Source organism: Photobacterium halotolerans DSM 18316 (genome assembly GCF_000425165.1).
In the GTDB taxonomy this organism is placed as follows: Bacteria; Pseudomonadota; Gammaproteobacteria; order Enterobacterales; family Vibrionaceae; genus Photobacterium; species Photobacterium halotolerans.
Genome location: NZ_KE384323.1, coordinates 236,146 through 256,931 on the forward strand (window position 1 = coordinate 236,146; position 20,786 = coordinate 256,931).

21 protein-coding genes are annotated in these 20,786 nt (G+C 49.4%); 16 read left to right on the forward strand and 5 right to left on the reverse strand.

The window, feature by feature from the left end:
• Positions 1–270: 270 nt before the first annotated feature.
• The 9 genes from H511_RS0120330 to H511_RS0120375 all read left to right on the forward strand — a co-directional run bounded on the left by H511_RS0120330 (position 271) and on the right by H511_RS0120375 (position 10,150).
• A complete protein-coding gene (locus H511_RS0120330) occupies positions 271–507 on the forward strand; it encodes a helix-hairpin-helix domain-containing protein (RefSeq protein ID WP_027253988.1) in 237 nt (78 codons plus the stop codon).
• Between the two features lie 193 nt (positions 508–700).
• Complete coding sequence (locus H511_RS0120335) at positions 701–1,108, forward strand: GFA family protein (protein ID WP_027253989.1); 408 nt, start codon at positions 701–703, stop codon at positions 1,106–1,108.
• Positions 1,109–1,228: 120 nt separating this feature from the next.
• Positions 1,229–1,615 (forward strand): NUDIX hydrolase, encoded by a 387-nt coding sequence (locus H511_RS0120340; RefSeq protein WP_027253990.1) that lies wholly within the window; start codon positions 1,229–1,231, stop codon positions 1,613–1,615.
• Positions 1,616–1,785: 170 nt separating this feature from the next.
• Positions 1,786–3,036, forward strand: coding sequence for an MFS transporter (locus H511_RS0120345; RefSeq protein WP_027253991.1), 1,251 nt, complete (start codon positions 1,786–1,788; stop codon positions 3,034–3,036).
• A 116-nt stretch (positions 3,037–3,152) separates the two neighbouring features.
• Positions 3,153–3,590 (forward strand): hypothetical protein, encoded by a 438-nt coding sequence (locus H511_RS0120350; RefSeq protein WP_027253992.1) that lies wholly within the window; start codon positions 3,153–3,155, stop codon positions 3,588–3,590.
• Positions 3,591–4,038: 448 nt separating this feature from the next.
• On the forward strand, positions 4,039–4,509 hold the full coding sequence (locus H511_RS0120360) for a YehS family protein (RefSeq protein ID WP_027253993.1): 471 nt from the start codon (positions 4,039–4,041) through the stop codon (positions 4,507–4,509).
• A 253-nt stretch (positions 4,510–4,762) separates the two neighbouring features.
• Entirely contained in the window at positions 4,763–5,113 is a 351-nt protein-coding gene (locus H511_RS0120365) for a putative quinol monooxygenase (RefSeq protein WP_027253994.1), read from the forward strand.
• Between the two features lie 220 nt (positions 5,114–5,333).
• The gene (locus H511_RS0120370) at positions 5,334–6,095 is read left to right on the forward strand and encodes a VIT1/CCC1 transporter family protein (RefSeq protein WP_027253995.1); all 762 of its coding nucleotides are present in this window, start codon (positions 5,334–5,336) and stop codon (positions 6,093–6,095) included.
• Positions 6,096–6,526: 431 nt separating this feature from the next.
• Complete coding sequence (locus tag H511_RS0120375; RefSeq protein ID WP_027253996.1) at positions 6,527–10,150, forward strand: hypothetical protein; 3,624 nt, start codon at positions 6,527–6,529, stop codon at positions 10,148–10,150.
• Positions 10,151–10,247: 97 nt separating this feature from the next.
• Here H511_RS0120375 and H511_RS0120380 read toward each other — a convergent pair whose 3' ends face one another.
• Positions 10,248–10,829 (reverse strand): TetR/AcrR family transcriptional regulator, encoded by a 582-nt coding sequence (locus tag H511_RS0120380; RefSeq protein ID WP_027253997.1) that lies wholly within the window; start codon positions 10,827–10,829, stop codon positions 10,248–10,250.
• A 133-nt stretch (positions 10,830–10,962) separates the two neighbouring features.
• On the opposite strand from H511_RS0120380, the gene H511_RS0120385 reads away from it, so the two are divergent.
• Positions 10,963–12,003 carry an alkene reductase gene (locus H511_RS0120385; RefSeq protein WP_027253998.1) on the forward strand — a complete coding sequence of 347 codons (1,041 nt, stop codon included), beginning with the start codon at positions 10,963–10,965 and terminating at the stop codon, positions 12,001–12,003.
• A gap of 229 nt (positions 12,004–12,232) precedes the next feature.
• Positions 12,233–13,474, forward strand: coding sequence for a winged helix-turn-helix domain-containing protein (locus tag H511_RS0120390; protein WP_027253999.1), 1,242 nt, complete (start codon positions 12,233–12,235; stop codon positions 13,472–13,474).
• Positions 13,475–13,615: 141 nt separating this feature from the next.
• Here the strand turns inward: H511_RS0120390 and H511_RS0120395 are convergent, their stop codons facing one another.
• Together H511_RS0120395 and H511_RS0120400 are read right to left on the reverse strand one after the other, a co-directional pair.
• Complete coding sequence (locus H511_RS0120395; protein WP_027254000.1) at positions 13,616–13,948, reverse strand: PBPRA1643 family SWIM/SEC-C metal-binding motif protein; 333 nt, start codon at positions 13,946–13,948, stop codon at positions 13,616–13,618.
• A 176-nt stretch (positions 13,949–14,124) separates the two neighbouring features.
• Complete coding sequence (locus H511_RS0120400) at positions 14,125–14,853, reverse strand: SDR family NAD(P)-dependent oxidoreductase (protein WP_027254001.1); 729 nt, start codon at positions 14,851–14,853, stop codon at positions 14,125–14,127.
• 128 nt (positions 14,854–14,981) lie between these two features.
• Here H511_RS0120400 and H511_RS0120405 point away from each other — a divergent pair, with 128 nt between their 5' ends.
• The 4 genes from H511_RS0120405 (at position 14,982) to H511_RS0120420 (ending at position 18,150) form a co-directional block, all read left to right on the forward strand.
• Positions 14,982–15,875, forward strand: a complete 894-nt coding sequence (locus tag H511_RS0120405) for a LysR family transcriptional regulator (RefSeq protein ID WP_051288336.1) — start codon at positions 14,982–14,984, stop codon at positions 15,873–15,875.
• Between the two features lie 40 nt (positions 15,876–15,915).
• The gene (locus H511_RS0120410; RefSeq protein ID WP_027254003.1) at positions 15,916–16,278 is read left to right on the forward strand and encodes a GFA family protein; all 363 of its coding nucleotides are present in this window, start codon (positions 15,916–15,918) and stop codon (positions 16,276–16,278) included.
• A gap of 303 nt (positions 16,279–16,581) precedes the next feature.
• Complete coding sequence (locus tag H511_RS0120415; RefSeq protein ID WP_027254004.1) at positions 16,582–16,833, forward strand: helix-turn-helix domain-containing protein; 252 nt, start codon at positions 16,582–16,584, stop codon at positions 16,831–16,833.
• Positions 16,834–18,150: a type II toxin-antitoxin system HipA family toxin gene (locus H511_RS0120420; RefSeq protein ID WP_027254005.1), complete on the forward strand. Its 1,317-nt coding sequence runs from the start codon at positions 16,834–16,836 to the stop codon at positions 18,148–18,150.
• Between the two features lie 121 nt (positions 18,151–18,271).
• Here the strand turns inward: H511_RS0120420 and queC are convergent, their stop codons facing one another.
• The gene (gene queC, locus H511_RS0120425) at positions 18,272–18,970 is read right to left on the reverse strand and encodes a 7-cyano-7-deazaguanine synthase QueC (RefSeq protein ID WP_027254006.1); all 699 of its coding nucleotides are present in this window, start codon (positions 18,968–18,970) and stop codon (positions 18,272–18,274) included.
• 105 nt (positions 18,971–19,075) lie between these two features.
• The gene (locus tag H511_RS0120430; protein WP_027254007.1) at positions 19,076–20,143 is read right to left on the reverse strand and encodes a PLP-dependent cysteine synthase family protein; all 1,068 of its coding nucleotides are present in this window, start codon (positions 20,141–20,143) and stop codon (positions 19,076–19,078) included.
• A 135-nt stretch (positions 20,144–20,278) separates the two neighbouring features.
• On the opposite strand from H511_RS0120430, the gene H511_RS0120435 reads away from it, so the two are divergent.
• Positions 20,279–20,755, forward strand: a complete 477-nt coding sequence (locus H511_RS0120435) for an Lrp/AsnC family transcriptional regulator (RefSeq protein ID WP_036760101.1) — start codon at positions 20,279–20,281, stop codon at positions 20,753–20,755.
• Positions 20,756–20,786 lie beyond the last annotated feature (31 nt).

The following is a 20,786-nucleotide window of genomic DNA, read 5'->3' on the forward strand; positions in this document are numbered from 1 at the left end:
ATGAAAGGTACCGCAGGCTTCCATCCCGATAATCGCGGGTGGGATATTAGCAAACGTCTCAAGGACTTTTGAGATCGTGATTGATTTGTGGATTAACATTTTGCCTTGGTGAACCTCACCATGGTACGAAACTGTATTTGGCTAAATAAATGACATGGATAGATGGTGATAGGGTGGCCTCCGTTTAGTCTGGAATCAGACATACCCAGTGTGGCAACGCCTGATGAGGGTGAGTTCATGTCATTCGTTTTGTGTTAATAAGGAGATCTTATGACATTTTCTGATCGAGAAAGAGAAATGCTCTTGGCTGTGAAAGGTGTTGGCCCGACTGTCATCAAAAGGTTTGAGGAAATTGGAATCAATACACTTTCTGATTTGGCCACTTATCAGGTTGATGAAATCGCTGAAATGGTGGCTTCTATGTTACGAACCACGTGCTGGAAAAATAGCCCCCAAGCAAAAGCCGCTATCGCGGCTGCCATTTTATGTGCGAAAGAAAGTGTGTAACTAGGGCGGTAGTCATACAGAGCAAGGGATTCGGGTGCAGCAGCTGGATTTTTGTTAACACTTTGTCTTGGAGATTTTCAGTGTGGATATCGAAGCTATGTTTCACTAAATCAATACCATGAACCGAATGTGGCAAGTGGCCTCCGGTTCGTGTGGAATCGGGTTGATCCAGTGCAGTGGCGGGAAACGTAAGATGAGTAACACATACAAAGGGTCTTGTTTGTGCCGGGGCGTTCAGTTTTCTGTTAGCGGTTTCAGTGAAAAGGCAGCGAACTGTTATTGCACAATGTGTCGTAAATTTCATGGTGCAGCCTTTGGAACCTTGGTTGGCGTGCAGGGTTTAGACTGGCTTTCAGGAGAGCACTTGCTGAAAGAGTTTGTTGCACCCAATGGCACGGTTCGAACCTTCTGTTCTCATTGCGGTTCCAGTTTAGGTTTTCGCGTGAAAAATGCGATGCCGAATGACATTGAGTTAGCTATCTCGACGTTTGACGACGATATACCCGTCAAAGTCGATGCTCAAATTTACACCGCATATAAGCCAAACTGGTGTCAATTACATTCCAATTTACAGACGTTTTCTGAAGGGCGTGAAGGTTAAGTGCATTTCTTTAAATTTATTTAATAACAATCATTTATGGTGTCAATAGGTAAGTTTTGGCACACATGTACTCACCCCTTAAGCGGGCGTTTTGTATTAAAATCCACAAAGATAGTGAGTATGAAAGATCTCGCCATGGGTGTGGTTGTAAGAGAAGGTAAAGTTCTCATCCAAAAGCGTTTTAGACCAGAAAAAGGAATGGTTTTTGAGTTTCCAGGTGGCTCAGTAGACGCGGGGGAATCAGGTGAGCAGGCTGCAATAAGAGAGTTGTGGGAAGAGACAGGTCTGAAAAATTTAAAACTCCTTGGCAGCCACAAAGCAAAAAATGATTTTGGTGGTGAAATTCACTATGTGGTTTTGGGTGCAAGTACTGACATTGAACCTCAAATGATTGATCCTGAGCGTCAACAAACTTTTTATTGGCTCGAACCTTCAGAGGTTCCTCTTCAAGATTTTTACAGGGCTGATATTGCGTTTATCGAAAGCCATTTTAGCCAATACACATAACAAAAAATTAAAGGTAAGGTCTTTCAATATTGGGGAACAACTCATTTCGACAACGAATGTTTTTCACTGATATTTAATGCATCACTTATTTTTGAATAACTACCGATTTCCCAGCCCCTTCTTTAGACGGCTGAGAACTCTGTGGGTATCGAAAATGTTACAGGAGTTTCATGATACAGAAGTTATTGTCAGCGATTTCAATTTATCGGGGCTTACCAAGTAATATCTATTACCTGGCGTTAGCTCGAATGGTTTTAGGAATGGGTAATTTCATTATTCCATTTTTAGTTTTGCTTTTAACAGATAAGCTGGGTTATTCAGCCACGGTCGCAGGTTCTCTCGCTATGGGAGTGACAGGGACTTATCTTTTGGGGAGTTTTTTAGGCGGGAAACTATCAGATGTATTTGGGCATAAGCGGGTCATGGTATTTGGCGAGCTTATAGGCGCTATATTACTCATTTTGTGTGGTTTTTTTCCTGAATCATCTGTGTTAGTTCCGGTGTTTTTATTTGTATCTTATTTCTTTGTGGGATTGTCACTGCCGGCAAGTAACGCTTTAGCTGCAGACCTCTCTAATATTAATAATCGTGATGCGGTGATGTCGTTGAGTTATCTCGCATATAATTTTGGCTCTGCTTTAGGTCCAATCATAGCGGGGTATTTATTCTGGCATCATACGGAATGGATATTCTTTGGTAATGGCTTTGCTGCATTGTTTGGGGTTTTGATTGTGGCTGTTTTTATTCAGGTACAACCAGAAAATGAAGCAATCAACGAAAATGAGTTAGAACAGCCTGTTGACGGAACCATATGGGCTGTTTTGAGTGCAAGACCAAGGCTTTTATTATTTACGCTACTTTGTGGCCTGTTGTGGTACTCTTTACACCAAATGACAATGGCAAGCCCATTATATTTAAGTCATATGTTTGGTGAATCTGGTCCAATCATATTTGGCCAGTTAATGACCTATGCCTGTGTGCTGGTCGTACTTATTACGCCTGTTCTAATGAAACTTACGTCGAGTAAAGCGGAGACTGTCAGTTTGGCCTATGCTGGCTTAATGTTTGCTTTTGGATATATGCTAGTGATGCTTTTTCCAACTATTCCTGTACATTTTCTGGCTTGGTTGTTTTTATCTTCCGGAGAAGTATTGTTACTGACAAAAGAGGGCATATATTTGGCGAATAACTCTCCGTCCAGTCACAGAGGGAGAATCCAAGGAGTACTTGTGACGCTCAGGAGTCTCTTGGTTATGCCAAGCTTTGTCGTTGTCGGATATTTTATTGATCGTTATGGCTATAGTTTTACTTGGTCTAGTGTGATTGTGGTTTCAATTATTTCTGCTGTTGGTTTCTATTTGATGACCAATAAAAGTAAGCGTGAAAAATTAGTCGTGATTGAAAGCAGGGAGTCAATATGAATGATTATGGTGTCAATAGAATTTTTTGGTGATAGCTACATCTCCGTATATATGAACGTGATGTTTGGTATGTGATAGTTTCAATCTTTAAAGATAATTTAAAATTAGGATTCAGTATGTCTCAAAGTTTTATATCAGCTGTTTTTCAGGGGCCAAAAGATATTGTCATGGCACAACGGATTGTAAAAGTATCTGTTTATGTGTCGATATTGATGATTTTTATATCAGCGACTTTAGCCATTGCTGGATTTTTTCAAACAAGTTCAGATGCCAGAGTTCAATACATGTTGGATCCCTGGATGTTGATTGATGTTTTCTTGCTGGGTGTTTTAACCTTTTTTCTCTACAAACGGAAGCTATGGGCAGCAATTGTATTTTTAATCTATCATTTGGTGAATTTGATTATAATCTACATCGAGTTAGAACGGTTTCCTGGTGCACTTGGTTTTTTGAAATTAATCTTATTTATGGCTGCTGTACGTTCGGTTTATATGGTTAATAAAGATAGTAAAGAAGAGAAAGCAGATAATCCGCTAAATGAGGAGTCAGCCTAGAATTTTTCACAGGTGACGAATCTGACGTTCAAACCGCCTTAGACAACACTAAATAACCCAAAGGTATTTCTGAATACTCTACCGAATTCTTGTGGCTGTCTTTGGGTTTTGATTTGATTCTCGTAAGGAAAGATTAACGCATGGATGAAAATACAGAGGTCTGGCGGCAATTCTATGAAAAAGCGCTGGCTCGTCCTTCTTTAAAGAAAGCTGAGTTTACACGAAAGTGAAGTGAGTCAAATCTGGTTGTCACCGTAGTTGTTGATTCCAACTTTCCTTACTTGATTGCTCAAGTGTATCTGAGTCTGACGAAGCGAGGGCCTACGACATTAGAACCTTTTTACTGCGATATGAGCAATTGATAGGGCTTGGCTCGCAAGTCTGGTAAAATCGCCGTTCTCCAGCAATCGTGTTGATTGCCATGGCATACCTAAGACTAGGATCTATTTTGACCAATAATGATATCTTGCGTCGTGTACGTGATACCTTTGATTTTAAAAACAATACTATGATTGAAATCTTCGCGATGGCGGATTTCAGCGCAACCGAGGAACAGGTTGCGGGTTGGTTAGAAAAAGACGCCGCCGAGACGTCTATCAAGCTGACAGACACAGAATTAGCCGTGTTTCTGAATGGGCTGATCAATTTCAAACGTGGTAAGCGTGATGGCGAGCAACCCAAACCGGAAGCACACCTGAACAACAATATGGTGTTCCAAAAATTACGTATTGCGTTGAATTTAAAAGCGGAAGATATTCTTGAGATGTTGCAGACGGTTGGTGTGAGCTTAAGCAAGCATGAACTGAGTGCCTTTTTCCGCAAACCAGACAACAAGCACTTCCGGGAATGTAAAGACGACGTCCTTCGTCAATTTTTATCCGCTGTTCAGCGCCAGTCAGGTGCCAGCGCTAGCGAGTAAGAATCCGGCGCGTAATGATAAATCAATAGCTTACTCTGTTCTGTTCTGTTCTGTTCTGTTCTGTTCTGTTCTGTTCTGTTCAGGACAGACTGAAGATGGCGTCAATCAATGCAGTGAAGGTGTATGACTCAGCTTGATTCGCGATTTGACGCCATTTCACCACATTGCACCTGGCGGCCTTCAACTTTCTCACTTCTATGCTATCGTTTGCAAACGACATTCTCTTAACGTTCAGAAATAGAAAGGAAATCGAATGACAAGTCGCGTTTATGTGTTGGCACAATTTAAACCCAAAGCAGGCAAAGAAGCCGAATTGTTTGACGTACTGAAAGCACTGGAGCCGGATTCGCTTCGCGAGCAAGGCTGCGTTCAATACACACTGACCCGCCAGATCGACCACCCGAGTGCGACGAGAAACGACTATCCCATCGTGTTTAACGAAATCTGGGCAAGTGCAGAAGACTGGTCTGCGCATGGTCGCCGGCAACAAATTCAACACTTTTTTGAAACCCAGGTTAAAGCGGAATCAGGCTTGGTTGACGATGCAATCGTGACCGCTTATTCCGATGAAGGGTACAACTTTGACGCTCCTGTTTACGACTAACCTCAGCTTGTAGTGTCCATTTTGACTTCTGTTCATCGCAAGCGGCTCAGCGGAATATGTGCCGCTTGCGTTGTTTTTGTCACTGCTGCCGAACAGACCCGCTCGACAGCATGATCCCGATACATGACATAGCGGTCTGGTCTACTCTTACGAAGTAAGTCTTATGAGGCAGCGTTTGCCTTGAGTGAGGCATTGCAGAATCGGACGGGGTAGCAGGTGCATGGCTGACGAAAGCGATGAAAAACTCTCCAGAGAACATCGACCAGAGGTGATCAGAGAAAGGCTGAAAAGGCCTGCGAAGGAAAACCTTGCGTCAGATGTTGTTCTCGGGGGGATTGATGGCTGCGTGACCACTTTTGCAGTGGTGTCCGGCGTGGTTGGCGCGGGCTTTTCGCCTGTTGTGGCTCTGGTGCTGGGGTTTGCAAATTTGATCGCCGATGGTTTCAGTATGGCTGTCAGCAACTATGAATCGATTAAGACTCAGGGCGAATTTATTAAAAGCATTCGCGATCAAGAACAAGAACATATAAAAAAGATACCTGAAGGCGAAAGGGAAGAAATCCGGCAAATATTCAAAAATAAAGGCTTCTCCGGGGAGACGCTGGAAAAGATTGTGGACACCATCAGCGCCGATCAGCAGTTATGGATCGATACCATGCTTATTGAGGAGCATGGGGTGCAAAAAACCAACCGCAATCCTGTCAAAGCAGCCATTGCCACATTTGCGTCGTTTGTGCTTGTTGGCTCTGTGCCGTTGATCCCCTTTATGATCCCCGGCTTAGAAAAGTCTGTGCAGTTTGCCGGCAGCGCCTGTCTTGCCGCGCTCATGTTCTTTTCAATTGGTGCTTTGAAAAGCCGACTCTTTGCCAAGCCCGTCTTCCTTTCCGGAATCAGCACGCTTGCCACTGGTGGCGTCGCCGCTTCGCTGGCCTTTCTGGTCGGTTACGTACTCAGGGAAATCTTTGGCATAGTGGCGATGTAGCCATATGTAATCCGAACAGAACCCCCAATCAGCTTTGTATCAACCATGGTCCTGTTGTTATTTCACCCGAGCTTGCAGAGCGGGCTCAATGCTGCAATCGAACATGCCGTAATATTATGATTCACGCAATGCTCTGACGTTATGGGAATATCTGGTATTAGATTTACTGAACGCGAACCCTAATATGTGTCGCTCATTCGGACAGGTTTACCATTCACTATTGGTATGGCGATCCAATAACAGAAACTTTGATGGTCCTCAGTCTGATGAAGACAGAAAATTCAGATATGCTGCACCCTGCAGTGCACTTATTACCAAGAAGATAATCTTTTTACGGAACCCCTTCGCCAGTTCGGCTGATCGATGAAGAGAATGTTGTTATCTCGCATCTGGCATACAAATAGGTGCAAAAAAGTAAGCAGGAACAAATCATGAGTAATTTTATTAATGCGGGCCTTGATCCGGATAGCGGGAAGCAAGAACTGATCTATATCGATCCTGAACATGGTGCGCCACGGGTTTATTACCTCAGCCCGAATAACGATGAGGCGAATTTAAATCTGGTTTGGGCCACCGCGCTGCTGAAAGCCAAAGGCAATATCAATCTGACCGGTTTTTTCAGTGCCGAACCCGGTTATGAGCAGTGCCGTATCGCTTATGACAGTAGTGGTTGTTTATATCTGGTGGATGAGAAAAATCACCAGGCAGATTTTATTTATGACTACGGCATCGATGATATCCGGGCGGTCATTCTCTCTGATGGCCGGACATTGGCTGTTTTGTTTGAACCGGAGTGGGCTGACAACCACAGAGTGGAATTCTGGCAGTTTACCGGCACCAAACTGAGTCGTTCTTATCCGGTAGAGCTGGATTGTTCTGCTGACGAAGACGATCCATCGGGCAATCTGATGCCCCTGTACGATATTCAATTTGATGACTTTCTCTTCGCGGGGCCGGACAACAGTCTGATTCTTTATGCCTGCGGTGAGCGCAGTTTTACCGACCTGAAAAACCGTCCGCTGCAGTTTCTGATGCGGATCGATCTGAACCTGCCCCAGAGGAAGGCCAGTATCCGTGTTCAGCGGCTGGAGACGCCGCCGAAGAAGTGGAACCCGGAGAAGTGCTGCGTTGCCGTGGATATCAAACGTGGTCTGCTGGCAGTGCCCGGCATGGTGATTGAAACGGCAGCCGGTCACGACATGGGCCAGCAAGGCTATCTCCAGCAGATAAACCTGATTGATTTGAACCGTATTCCGCCAGCGGGAGAAGCGCCGTTACCTGTGCAAGAGCTGATGTTTCGGATACCTGTGCGTCGCTATGCCGCACAGGAGCTGGGCGGTCGTTTTGATCCGGAAAATCAAAGAGATCAGGCCGCATTTATCCAACGCATCACGAGTTTGCAGTTCAGTGAGCAGGATGATGCCCTCTGGGTTTGCTGGCACGATCATGCCGTGCGCAAAACGGCCCTGGATGGCCGATGGCGTTCTCCTGTTCTTGCCGTTGCCGATAACGTGGATCTCAAGCGAGGCTGTACTTCTCGAAGTGAAATAAGCCTGCTGCAGATTACGCCTTCCCCGACCAAGCCGAGGGTCCTGCTGGGCGGCTGGCATGATTTATATACTCTGAGGTTATCGACACAACAGCTGGCCGCTCTGGCAATGACCAGCCCAGGTGCTGCGCTTGAGGTCTGGTCTGCGGTGCAGGAAGAGGTCTGTGACTGGGGAGATGACTGGTCTCAGCCGCACAAGCAAAGTGACGAGCAGAAACTGCATCTGGCGCTGTTGGGAAAGCGGAAGACCAGAGTTGCCGATTTCGGTTCTGAACAGGCGCTGGGGGCTGCGCTCTATTACCTGTCGCTGAAATGCAGTGATATGGCGAACTTTTGTACCGGCAATCACCTGATCCTCGCTTTTACAGACGGGAAAGAAGTCTGGAATGAAGCACAGTTTTTCAGCACAGTGATACAGCTGCCTTTTGAATCAGCTGCAGAATTGATGGCAGATATTCTGAACAGTTTTATCGCTTACGAAGGCGCTGATTATTGTTTCAGTGAAAATGAAAAACCGGCACTGGCAGATTGCGCACTGCATCTTGGCTTATCTGACAGTCGTTGGCTGCCGCTGATTAGTCGTTACCTGAATGCCATCGACCCGGATCATGAAGCGTTTTTTACCGGGGAGGGAATCCGCCTGCTGGAATCACGCCACGGCAATAGCCCTGAATGGGACAGCTTTTATCAGTCTCTGCCTGACACTATGGCCTACCACGAAGAAGACTTTGAGGATGAGGATGAGGATGAGGACGAAGAGGAAGAGGACAATGCTGCTCCCCGGCGTTCGGATGAAGAAGTGCGTGCCAGCATACCTGCTGAGCTGCTGGCGCAACTCGCCGTCAAAGAGCAAGAAGCCAGAGACGCTTACCAGCACCAGATTGATCGGGTAAGTGAAGCTGAGACCCAGGCGCAGATCAGCGAGCTGCTTGATGAGTGGCTGAACGAAAGCCACAAGGCTTATATTGATCCGGAGATTGCCAGTATTGATTACTCCTCGCGCTTTCATGAACGGTTCAAAACCGAAGCGCATCTGGCCCTGGAAGCTGAGATCGAAAGCTACTTTACAGACTCGATGGACAGCTTCGCCGTCTCGGAAGGCGATTATTATGATCTGGATATCGATACCTATCTGGATGACTTGTTCGAAAAAGCGGAGACATTGCAATGCTGGGACGCGCTGGAGCGTTATCTGAAAGCCCAGATTCAGTGGCTGGATGAAAACAGCGAAGGGAACGCCTGGTATATTGATGAAACCCCTTACGGTAACTACGCCGCAGAAGCCTTGCTGCGTCATGACGCAAGTTATGGTCCGCTTTATGCGCAGTACCTGACCACATTGCGTCTGGCTGTGCCAGAAGATACTGTGGGCGACTTTCTGCGCGAGATCATTCCTGAGCTGGGGATCACTGCAGACACTTATCCGATCATTCTTGCCCGTCTGACCTTCTCAGCAGACCAGCATGGCCGGGAAGATTTTGCCGACTGGTGTGAGACGCTGCCGATCCGTGACTGGCTGTATCAGAACAATAAAGTGGATGATTTCATCGCTGCCGTTCGGGCATATGCTGAGCAGTATCATCTTGATGACGATGATGTGAAAGAAAGTGTGGATGAGATCCGGGAAATGTTGCAACTCGATGATGCTGCTCAGCAGGCTCTCCCGAGACAACATTCCCAGGCTGAGTTATTGCAAGCACTGTATCTGCAGCGCGATGAGCTTTATCAGCAGGAACTCAGCCGGATTGCCGCGATTGACTCTCCAAAGGCGATGGCAGCAGCGCTGAGCCGCTGGCAGGAAGAGCTTCGTCATCCTGATGCGCGTGTCTCACAGGATCCTCTTTGTTACGACTACGAAAAACGGTTTGAACTGCGATTCATGGGACAGGAGATCCGCCAGTTGGAGCAATCCATGGATAAAAGCCTGCTCGAACAACTTAATCTGAAAAAGCCTCGTGTTTATGGCGATGCAATACCGTACTGCCTGTTCGACAAAGCCAAAGCGCTGGGTGCCTGGGAAGCGCTGGAAACCTATCTGAAAGATCAGATTCGCTGGTATCAGGACAATCAGGTCAGTTCAGCGTTTTACATCGAAGAGCTGCCTTATGGTCATTATGCCGCCGGTATGCTAGCCGAAGCACACAGCCGCTATATTCCGCTCTATTTCGAATACCTGAAAGCTTTGTCTGTCATCACTGAGTACAAAGGGACCGGAGAGCAAATTGATGATCTGTTTGATCACTATTGCCGATACAAAGAGGGGATTCACGGCGGCTTTGAGGTTTTCCTGCCGGTGATACAAGCCAGACTGACTCATGCGCGGGGCGAGTGCTGGGCGGAGAGTGTCCGCGACTGGTGTGAGGATTATGGATTAGCGCAATGGCTGGATAGCAACCGGGAAGCTGCAGAAAAGTTGCGCGATCAGGTTCAATATGAACTGATACTGCAGGGTTATGATCAGGAAGAGATCAACAGCACCCTGGCGTTAATCGGTAAAACAGGTTGATGGCTATTCTCCGGGTTAACTGAGCGGTATTCGTTCAGATTAGGGCAGATCTTGTTCTCAGCGTTAAACAGGAACAGGATTTGCCCTCAATCAGACATTATCGTCCCCGAATATTTCTCAACAACTCTTCACTCAGCTCGCGCAACACACCAGGTGCGGGGCAGGTGTGAGAATAGGCGCGAATGCCGTAAATGCCCATGACCAGATAGCGGGCTAATTCTTCCGCACTGCGGTTACCCGCTATTTCCCCATCGCGAATGGCCTGTGCAAATTTGCAGGCGAAGCGTTGCTCCCAGTCTTTTAGCTTGTGGCTGATCAGGTGCTCAATTTCTTTATCGTCCTGTGCCAGTTCACTCAGGGCTTTTTGCAACAGGCAATCTTTAATCTTTTCCTGCTCGCACTCGATCACCATTTGCTCCAGATAGGCAGCAATACCCGCCATGGCGGACGGCTGATTCTCAAACAGCGCCTGAAACGCGAGATCACGTTCTTTTTGGTACTGCTCCAGTGCCGCCACCAGCAAGCCGCGTTTATTGGTAAACGCACAATAGATGGACCCCGGATGCAGCCCGGTGGCCTGCTTGAGATCCTGCATGCTGGTTTTGCTGTAACCCTTGGCGATAAAGGCATCCATCGCGGAATGTAACACCGTTTCGCGGTCAAATTCGGCGCTGCGCATTAATTTTCTCTTATCCATATGGCCTGCAGGGATTTTATCCGATCTTGAATGTGCATTCAAAAAATACTTGAACGCGCATTCAAGATCGACTAATTTGAATGGGCGTTCAAGAAATGATCACAGGGTGTCCCTAATGGAAAATTTGTTTCAACCTCTCGCACTGAATAGCGCAATCACACTGAAAAACCGCATTCTGATGGCGCCTTTAACCCGCTGTATGGCGGATGATGAGCTGGTGCCGACTCAGGCGATGGCCGATTACTACGCCCGTCGTGCGGATATTGGCCTGATCATCAGTGAAGCCACCATCATCCGTCCGGACGGGCAGGGTTATCCGAACACGCCAGGGCTGTTCACGCCGGCACAAATTGCAGGCTGGCGTAACGTCACCGATAAAGTGCATGACAACGGCGGCAAAATCTTCGCTCAGTTATGGCACACCGGCCGTGTGGCGCATCCCCATTTCTTTGGCGGCGATTATGTGCTGGCTCCTTCTGCGCTGGGTGTGGAAGGCACAGTGCCGCGGATGCGTGAGCTGACGTACCTCGAACCGAAACCGGCGAGCAGGGAAGAGATTGAAGAGTTGATTGCCGATTACGCCCAGGCGGCGATTAATGCGCTGGAAGCGGGTTTTGACGGTGTCGAGATCCATGGTGCGAACGGTTATCTGATCGATCAGTTCCTGCACTACAGCAGCAACGTACGTGAAGATGAATTCGGTGGCAGCCCAGAAAACATGGCGCGTTTCCCGCTGGCCGTGGTCGATGCGGTGGTGAATGCCATTGGCGAAGAGCGCACTGCACTGCGCCTGTCGCCGGGGGCTTACTTCAATATTGATACCGATGCCCGCGATCGCGAAGTGTTTGACTATCTGCTGGCTGAACTGGAATCCCGCAATCTGGCGTTCCTGCATGTGGGCGTGTTTGACGACCAGATGGAATTTGATTATCTGGGCGGCACGGCTTCTGAGTATATGCGCTCGCGTTACAGCAAGACGCTGGTCGGCGTGGGCGGTTTTACGCCGGAAAGCGGCAGTCAGGCGATTGCCAGCGGCAAGTTCGACTTGCTGGCGATTGGTCGTCCTTTGATTGCCAATCCGGATTATGTTGCCAAAGTCCGGGCCGGTGAAGCACTGACCGAATACTCAGATACCATGCTGGCCGAGCTGGTATAAGCAAAGTTTTACCTTGTTACATAAATCGAACGGAAGGCGCTGCCTTCCGTTTTTTTATGGTGAGGACTAAGTGCTAAGTGCTGAGTCCTAATAATTAAGTGCTGAGTTTGATGGCGGGATTTATCAACCGGCGAAAGCCATCATTGCTGATAGTGCTTCATCACTCTCAATATCGGGCGCTGATCCTGATACGATAAGGCAGTGAAATCACACGTTAGGAAGGATGACAGTGATAGAAATAAAACGGCCGCAGGATCTGGCGCGTTTACGGCGCCTGGCGTTGGCGGCACAGGGATTACTTCAGGCTCAGCCTTATGGACGCGGTCTGGCCGGAGCACGCAAAGCGATTAACCACTTAGGTTATGTGCAGATAGACACCATCTCTGTGGTGGAGCGCGCGCACCATCATGTTTTTCACGCCCGGGTACCGAATTTCAGGCCGGACATGACTCATCAGCTGTTGCTTGATGGCGACATTTTTGAGTACTGGACCCACGCGGCGGCATTTATCCCCATTGAAGATTTTCGCTTCTCCTTGCCCTACAAACACGCGATTCAAAGCGGCCAGACGCATTGGTACAAAGAGCGCGACAGCAAACTCATGACAGAACTGCTGGCACGCATTCGCGCCGAAGGCCCGATACGTTCGCGTGATGTGGAAACCAATTCCGGCAAGCGGGCAGGCTGGTGGGACTGGAAGCCGGCCAAGAAAGCCCTCGAGCAGCTGTACATGGAAGGTGAGCTGATGGTCAGTAATCGCGAGGGTTTTCAGAAAACCTATGATTTAACCGAGCGGGTACTGCCCTCCCATGTTAATACGCACATGCCCAGCCTGGCAGAGTTTGCCGCGCACTTGCTGGACCAGCAATTACGCTGCCATGGTTTTGTTTCTCTCAAGGGGCTGACCTACCTGCGGCGTAACAATGATCTTCGCAAAGCGGTTAAGGCGCTGGTGGAGGAAAAGTTAGCGCGCCAGGATTTAGAGCAGGTGCGCGTCAGCAGCGGTGAGGTATTTGTGCTCGAAACCGGTGCACTGGAACGTCCGATCCCCAGGCTGAACAACCGAATGTTGATCCTCTCGCCCTTCGATAACAGTGTCATTCAGCGCGACCGGCTCAAAGCACTGTTTCAGTATGATTATCAGATTGAATGCTATGTACCCGCCGCCAAACGAAAGTATGGCTATTTCTGTCTGCCGCTACTGTATCGCGGTGAATTCATCGGACGGATGGATTGTAAAGCGCACCGAAAAATCGGCCATCTGGAAATCAAATCCCTGCACATTGAAAATCATCGCTTTGATCAAGAGCCGCTGATTGCGGCCTTTGCTGCGGCTGTCGCGCAGTTTTGTCATTTCCAGGCGTGCAGCACAGTGTCTCTGACCCAGGCTCATCCCAAACAGCTTGAGTCACCCTTGCAGTGTGCCCTGAAGGCGCTGGAAGATAAGCAGGAATCCGCAACAGATCGCTGAAAAAGCCACAGGTCGCTGAAAAAGAAGCAGAGCCGCCTGCGTATGAACATCAGGTTTTTGTCGTTCATAGGCAGGTCGCTGAAAGATGCTCTGGTATAGATGCTCAGGCAAAGGTACTCAGGTAACGGTACTCAGGTATAGTTAGCCACAGCACTTTTTGAATTTTTTACCGCTGCCGCAAGAGCAAGGATCGTTGCGGTTGGGTGTCTTTTCAAAGGTGATGGTGGCGGGCTTGTTCAGCAGCGTATCCAGCTCAACCGTGTTTTCTTCCTGAGTGGCATCGACGACAATATCGGCCACGAGCGCGTGTTCAGCAACGAGCGCTTCAATCTCCGCTTTACGTGCTTCTGTGTTCACCACGACAGAAACGGGCGCTTCTTCAGTGCCTGCCTTGACGCCACGGTTTACGTTATAGCCCGACTGCGCATGGTTTTGCATTACATCCCTGCGGCCTTTGAAAAAAAATTTTGACATTGGAGATTCATCACTCGTTGGTATGACGTAACAGAGCGGCGATTATACGCATAAATGGTCATTGATAAAGCAGTGATCAAACAAACCTGTCAAGAAAACGCCCTTCAGGCTATGGCTGAAGGGCAGTAGACAGATCGCGCAAAATAGATGGCTGTTTTCCAGCGGGACGCACTTATTTACAGCCCGTATCCGCCATTGACTTCCAGCACGGCATTACGCATGGCCAGCGATTGATCGGACAGCAAGAACTCAATGGCACCGATTTGGTCTTCTGCGGACATCACCCGGCCCAATGGCGTGCTATCCAGTGAGGTAAACAACGCCTGTTGCTGCTCTGTGGTCATTCCGGCTTTAGACTGAATCTCTGTCGCGGTGACACCGGGGCGAACCGAGTTAATCCGAATACCCTGCGGCGCGAATTCGAGATTGGCGACACGGGCAATCGCTTCAAAGGCGGCTTTACTGGCAGAATACACTGCACTGTTGGCAAACGCCTTGTTGACGACAATGCTGGAAATAAACACCACGCTGGAAGGATTATTGAGGATCGGATGGAGCTGCTGCAGCGTCAGCCAAGGCCCTTTGGTGTTGATGTCCATAGTCAGATCAAAGGCTTCTTCTGTGGTCGTCAGCATGGATTCGGGATAGAAAACACCGGCGTTGAGCACCAGGCCATCGAGCTGAATCTTGTCGCGTTTCAGCGTGGCTGCAAGCTGTTTAATGTGCTCTGAACGGGCACTGTCTGCCACATACCCGGCGCAGCCAATGGCCTGTGCTGCCGTATCAATTCTGGCCTGATCACGGCCAGTGATGATGACCTGATGGCCGGACTGCACCAGATGTTCCGCCAGTGCCCGTCCGATACCGGCTGTACCGCCAGTGATTAAAAATGTCTTTCTTTTCATGGTATTTCTCCTGCCTGTGAGCTTGTCTCTAACTGTGTGGACAGCGTATCAGCTTGATCTGTTGCCAATAAGGCACCAATATGGCTACAGACTGGTTCCGAAAAAGAAATAAATACACAGGGATGGATATGTCATACCTCAACTTGCCGCTGCTGCACGTCTTTCATCTGGTGGCAGAGCGCGGCAGCTTTCAGGCTGCAGCGACTGAACTGCATTTACCGCGATCTTCGGTCAGCAAGAAAATTCGCCAGCTTGAACAGTTTATTGGTCAGCCTTTGCTGCACCGTTCGACCAGGCAACTGCAGCTGACGGATGTTGGTCGTAACCTGTTGCTGGGCACCGGCGATCTCAGGGCGGTATTATCGAACCTGCATGGCATCATTGACGAAACGCAACAGACACCGAAAGGGCGGGTGAAAATCAGTGCCAGTATTTTGATGGGGCAGCGCTTTGTGGTGCCGGTGCTGAAACAACTGCGCCAGACGTATCCGGATATTGTGATTGATCTGAGTCTGGATGATCAGACGGTCGATTTGCTGGATGCGAAAATTGATATTGCCATTCGTATCGGTCAGCTACCGGACTCTTCCCTGATTGCCCGAAAAATCGGGGATAAACACTGGGGATGGTTTGCCTCGCCGCGTTACCTTGCTGAGCGGGGCTGCCCTCAAGCGCCGCATGAACTGGCGCAGCACGATTGCCTGGTGTTTGAAAATACGACCAGTCGCTTTAATTTCTGGCCCTTTCAGGACGCGAACGGCGACACAGAAACGGTCGAAGTGACTGCGGCAATCAAAACCGACAACAGCCGGGCTTTGGTGGATATGGCGTGTGAAGGGCTGGGGATTATTATGGTTGACCCTGCTTTCGTGCAGCAGGAGTGTCAGCAGAACCTGTTAGTGCCTGTGCTGACAGACTGGCGCCATCCAGAGCGCAGCCCGATACAGCTTGTCTGTGTCGGTGAACGGACCAAAGCATCGCAGGCGGTCTGGCAGTTTCTGCTGGCACACTGGCCGGGGTAAAGCCATTATCGGTAGTCAATGAAGAAAAGGAGAGTCAGGTATGTATCAAGGTCAGTGTCATTGCGGCAATGTCCGGTTAACCATTGCGCGGCTCACCGAAACCGCCACCCGCTGTAATTGTTCGCTCTGTCACCGTTACGGGGCGTTGTGGGGATATCTGACTGAGTCTGAGGTGGAGATTCAGGTGGGGGAGTCCGGCACTGAATATTATGAACACGGTGATAAGTGCATTCATTTTCACCGCTGCAAACGCTGTGGCTGCGTGACACATTATTCCTCGGCACCCGCTTCCGGCAGTGATCGGCTCGCGGTGAATTACAGCATGTTTTCAGCTCAGGAGATCAGGCCGGTTCGCATCCGTTTATTTGATGGAGCGGATACCTGGCAGTTTATTGACGAGTGAGTGGGTAATAACTCAGCAACCCAGCCAATTTAACAATTGCCAGCGGCGTTTCGTCTGATTACGACAGGCTGGTCGGTAGCCGCAGCGAGATCCGTTGAGTCCGCGGACCCTCTCTTGAGGGATGACTGGTTCGGCAGTAATGAGAAAAATATGTTTGTCGGTGAGTGCTTTACTGCGAAATGATGCTTTTTACACGCAACTCCGTATATTTTATTTTTTACACGCATTACCGTGTATTTTTGTTTTTACACGGTACTGCGTGTAATATTGGTTTTATCGGTTATCGCGTGTAAGGAGTTAACAGTGAAAGTCACTTCCGCCCGTCAGCTCAGTCACCTGCTGCAAGATCAGCGCAAAAAGCAGGGCCAGTCGCAGAGTGTCGTTGCCCGTAAGGTCGGGCTGCGCCAGGATACAGTCTCGAAATTTGAAAATGCCCCGGACGGGAGCCGGCTTGATACCTTGTTCAAGCTGCTGGCGGCACTGGATCTGGAGCTGGAGATCTGCCCGCGCGGCGAAGCCCTCTCAACGACAACTCAGTGGAAGGAAGAGTGGTAAATGGCTGATCTCATGATTGCGATGAACGGTTACCCGATTGGCACACTGCATCGCTCGCCATCCGGCGCTCATGAATTTTGGTACAACGAGAGCTGGCTGAATACACCGGGAGCGCGTCCGATCTCCCTGTCATTGCCTCTGGGACGACGTCGGTTTAAAGGGGAAGTGGTTTACAACTTTTTCGATAACCTGTTGCCGGACAATATGCAAATCCGCCAGCGGATTGTTGCCCGTTATCATGCGGCTTCGAGTCAGCCGTTCGACCTGCTGGCCGAGGTCGGTATGGACTGTGTCGGCGCACTACAGATTTATCCGTCCGGATATCAGCCGGAAGCTGTGCGTGCGATTCACAGCAAGGTACTGAATGAGACGGCTTTGCGCAATATTCTACAGGGCTACCGGGCCGACGCACCACTAGGGATGATTAGCAATGAAGTGGATTTTCGAATCTCCATTGCTGGCGCGCAGGAAAAAACAGCCCTGCTTCGACAGAAGGGCCAATGGCATCTGCCAATGGGCAGCACCCCGACCACACATATAATCAAGCTGCCGATCGGTACGATACAAAGCCCTTCTCATACCATTGACTTAAGCGCCAGTGTCGAAAATGAACTGGTATGTTTACGCCTGGCCGCCGCGCTGGGGTTGCCGGTTGCAGAGGCTGAGATGATGACTACGGGTGATATCCGGGCGCTGTCGGTCACCCGGTTTGACCGCCGCCTGGCCTCTGATCGTCAGTGGATTATGCGCCTGCCGCAGGAGGATTTCTGCCAGGTACTCGGCGTTTCTCCTGGTCTTAAATATGAGAGTGACGGCGGGCCTGGGATTGTCGATATCATGACTTTTCTGCTTGGCTCGGCGTATCCAGAGCAGGATCGCGCAACTTTCATGCGCGCTCAGGTCGTGTTCTGGTTACTGGCTGCGACAGACGGCCACGCAAAGAACTTTTCGGTGTACCTGCTGCCAGATAGTGCATTCCGGTTAACGCCGCTGTACGACATTCTGTCTGTCTATCCGGTGATGGGTGGTGCCGGACTCTCGGAACGCAAAGTGAAAATGGCCATGGGGCTGCACGGTACTAAGGGACGTCAATACAAGTGGTATTCTATTTTTCCCCGTCATTTTCTGACTACTGCTAAAGCTGCCGGATTTGATGAAAATGCAATGCAGGCGATTTTGGATGAGGTGCGGAACAAAGTCCCTGAGGCGGTGGCAACCGTCCGGGCATCGTTGCCAGCTGATTTTCCTGTTGAGATTAGCGAAGCAATTTTTGAAGGTATGCTGAAACGGGCGCAGCGGATGGGTGAGATTTGCTAGAACGGATTTTTTAAATTATTTATTGCCATCAGTATGTTGTGCGAAATCGGCTAGAAAATGAAGATGCCGATGATAGACCAGCCGCCGTGGCGGCTGGTTTCGGAAGGTGTTAGATCGGTATTTAAGCCCGGTTTGCAGCCTGCTTGTCGGTCAGTGCTTTCATCACTGCATCTTTGTTGCTCAGGTAAGATTCCAGGCCTTCACGGCGCAGATCGCAGGACGGGCAGTTGCCGCAGCCGTCGCCAATAATGCCGTTGTAACAGGTCAGGGTCTGATTGCGGATGTAATCCAGCTTACCGTGCTGATCGGCCAGCGCCCAGGTTTCGGCTTTGTTCAGCCACATCAGTGGGGTGTCTATTTTCAGCGGACGATCCATGCCCAGTACCAGTGACTGATTCAGTGACTTCACAAATTCATCACGGCAATCCGGGTAGCCGGAGAAGTCGGTTTCACATACGCCGGTAATAACGGCTTCTGCGCCTATCTGGTAAGCGTAAATGCCTGCCAGCGTCAGGAACAGTATGTTACGGCCCGGCACAAACGAATTGGGTAAGCCGTTATCTTGCAGCTCATGGGACACAGGAATATTGTCACGGGTCAGCGAGCTGATGGCCAGTTCATTGAGCAGGCCGACATCCATCACCTTGTGCGCGGCAACACCTAAGTCTTTGCCAATGGCCTCTGCAATTTCGATTTCCAGTTTATGGCGCTGACCATAGTCAAAAGTGATGCAATGGACTTCATCATAATTGGCCATAGCCTGAATTAAACAGGTGGTCGAGTCCTGTCCGCCACTGAAAACGACAACAGCTTTGCGCATGGTGTTGCTCCGAATCTGGTTCAAAAAAGAAGGCACATCCTACCCTGAGAGTCAGGATATGCCAAGCCAACTGTCTTGTTACAGGCACTTACCGGGAGAGCCGGATCAACTGAGTTGCCCTGTCTGTTCAAAGGCTGCCAGTTGCTCAAGGTAAGGCTGAATATCACCTATGTTACTGGCGACCCAGTCGGTGTCGAAATAGGTATCCAGGTAGCGCTCGCCACTGTCGCACAGCAAGGTCACGATGGAGCCTTGTTCACCGCGGGCTTTCATGTCGCTGGCGAGCTGCAGTACGCCGTACAGGTTGGTGCCGGTAGAGGCGCCGGCTTTGCGGCCCAGCAGTTTTTCCAGCCAGTGAACGGTTGCGATACTGGCTGCATCCGGAATGGTGCGCATGTCATCGACGACATCCGGGATGAAGCTTGGCTCGACACGCGGGCGACCAATCCCTTCAATACGGCTGCCGCGCTCACCTTTCAGGTTGGGATCCCGGGTGAGGTAGTAATCGTGAAACACCGAATGTTCAGGATCCACCACACACAGCTGGGTGTCGTGCATCTGATAACGAATATAGCGGCCTATGGTGGCGGAGGTGCCGCCTGTGCCGGCACTCATGACGATCCAGGTCGGGATCGGGTGCGCTTCCAACTGCATCTGCTCAAAAATGCTCCTGGCAATATTGTTATTGCCGCGCCAGTCAGTGGCACGTTCCGCGTAGGTGAACTGATCCATGTAATGGCCGTTCAGTTTTTCCGCCAAGCGACGAGATTCGTCATAAATCTGGCATGGGTCGTCTACAAAATGTGCCTGGCCGCCATAGAATTCAATTTGTTCAATTTTTTTACGGGCAGTCCGGCGGGGCACCACGGCTATAAACGGCAAGCCCAGCAGCCGGGCAAAATACGCTTCAGAAACCGCGGTGCTGCCTGACGATGATTCGATGATAGTGGTGCGCTCGCCAATCCAGCCATTGCACAGGCTGTAGAGGAACAGAGAACGGGCCAGACGGTGCTTCAGGCTGCCGGTCGGGTGAGTGCTTTCATCTTTCAGATACAGGTCGATCCCTTCAATGGCCGGAATGTCCAGTTTGATGAGATGGGTATCGGCTGAACGCTGAAAGTCGGCTTCGATTTTTCTGATGGCCTGGTTCACCCAGAGTGGATCGTGACGCATGAAACATCCTTGGAAATTGGCTGATTAACTCAATGAAAGTTTACGCTAACGAGTGGAAATTTCTTTGCTATTATTATTGTTGCTTTGATTAATTATAGAAATTTTTTCTTCAAAATAGACATTTCTGGGAAAAATATGGCCGAAAGGAATATAGCGGAAATAGATACCACTGACCGATTACTGCTGGATTTGCTGCAAATGGATGCCAGTCTGTCACTCAATGATCTGGCAGAAGCGGTCAATCTGACCACCACACCTTGCTGGAAACGGTTAAAACGGTTGGAAGAAGCGGGGATACTGAAGCGGCGGGTGGCCTTGCTGGATCCGGTCAAATTAGGCCTGTCATTCATTGCCTTTGTCCAGATAAAAACCAGCGATCATTCGCAGGACTGGTATCACCGTTTTGTCGCAACAGTGAGTGAGTTTCCGGAAGTGATGGAGTTCTACCGGATGGCCGGAGAATACGACTACATGATGAAAGTTCAGATGGCAGATATGGCTGCGTTTGACAGCTTTTATAAAAAACTGGTCAACAGTATCAGCGGATTAACCAATGTGACTTCGACGTTTGCCATGGAACCCCTGAAATACACCACAGCGCTGCCTTTATAAATCTCTGATTTGTATTGAAAAAGCACTGTAT

Excerpts from the sequence above, each read along its gene's own strand:
- H511_RS0120330 (WP_027253988.1), top strand. The coding sequence starts at position 271 with ATGACATTTTCTGATCGAGAAAGAGAAATGCTCTTGGCTGTGAAAGGT.
- H511_RS0120335 (WP_027253989.1), top strand. The coding sequence starts at position 701 with ATGAGTAACACATACAAAGGGTCTTGTTTGTGCCGGGGCGTTCAGTTT.
- H511_RS0120340 (WP_027253990.1), top strand. The coding sequence starts at position 1,229 with ATGAAAGATCTCGCCATGGGTGTGGTTGTAAGAGAAGGTAAAGTTCTC.
- H511_RS0120345 (WP_027253991.1), top strand. The coding sequence starts at position 1,786 with ATGATACAGAAGTTATTGTCAGCGATTTCAATTTATCGGGGCTTACCA.
- H511_RS0120350 (WP_027253992.1), top strand. The coding sequence starts at position 3,153 with ATGTCTCAAAGTTTTATATCAGCTGTTTTTCAGGGGCCAAAAGATATT.
- H511_RS0120365 (WP_027253994.1), top strand. The coding sequence starts at position 4,763 with ATGACAAGTCGCGTTTATGTGTTGGCACAATTTAAACCCAAAGCAGGC.
- H511_RS0120370 (WP_027253995.1), top strand. The coding sequence starts at position 5,334 with ATGGCTGACGAAAGCGATGAAAAACTCTCCAGAGAACATCGACCAGAG.
- H511_RS0120375 (WP_027253996.1), top strand. The coding sequence starts at position 6,527 with ATGAGTAATTTTATTAATGCGGGCCTTGATCCGGATAGCGGGAAGCAA.
- H511_RS0120380 (WP_027253997.1), bottom strand. The coding sequence starts at position 10,829 with ATGCGCAGCGCCGAATTTGACCGCGAAACGGTGTTACATTCCGCGATG.
- H511_RS0120385 (WP_027253998.1), top strand. The coding sequence starts at position 10,963 with ATGGAAAATTTGTTTCAACCTCTCGCACTGAATAGCGCAATCACACTG.
- H511_RS0120395 (WP_027254000.1), bottom strand. The coding sequence starts at position 13,948 with ATGTCAAAATTTTTTTTCAAAGGCCGCAGGGATGTAATGCAAAACCAT.
- H511_RS0120400 (WP_027254001.1), bottom strand. The coding sequence starts at position 14,853 with ATGAAAAGAAAGACATTTTTAATCACTGGCGGTACAGCCGGTATCGGA.
- H511_RS0120405 (WP_051288336.1), top strand. The coding sequence starts at position 14,982 with ATGTCATACCTCAACTTGCCGCTGCTGCACGTCTTTCATCTGGTGGCA.
- H511_RS0120410 (WP_027254003.1), top strand. The coding sequence starts at position 15,916 with ATGTATCAAGGTCAGTGTCATTGCGGCAATGTCCGGTTAACCATTGCG.
- H511_RS0120420 (WP_027254005.1), top strand. The coding sequence starts at position 16,834 with ATGGCTGATCTCATGATTGCGATGAACGGTTACCCGATTGGCACACTG.
- queC (WP_027254006.1), bottom strand. The coding sequence starts at position 18,970 with ATGCGCAAAGCTGTTGTCGTTTTCAGTGGCGGACAGGACTCGACCACC.
- H511_RS0120430 (WP_027254007.1), bottom strand. The coding sequence starts at position 20,143 with ATGCGTCACGATCCACTCTGGGTGAACCAGGCCATCAGAAAAATCGAA.
- H511_RS0120435 (WP_036760101.1), top strand. The coding sequence starts at position 20,279 with ATGGCCGAAAGGAATATAGCGGAAATAGATACCACTGACCGATTACTG.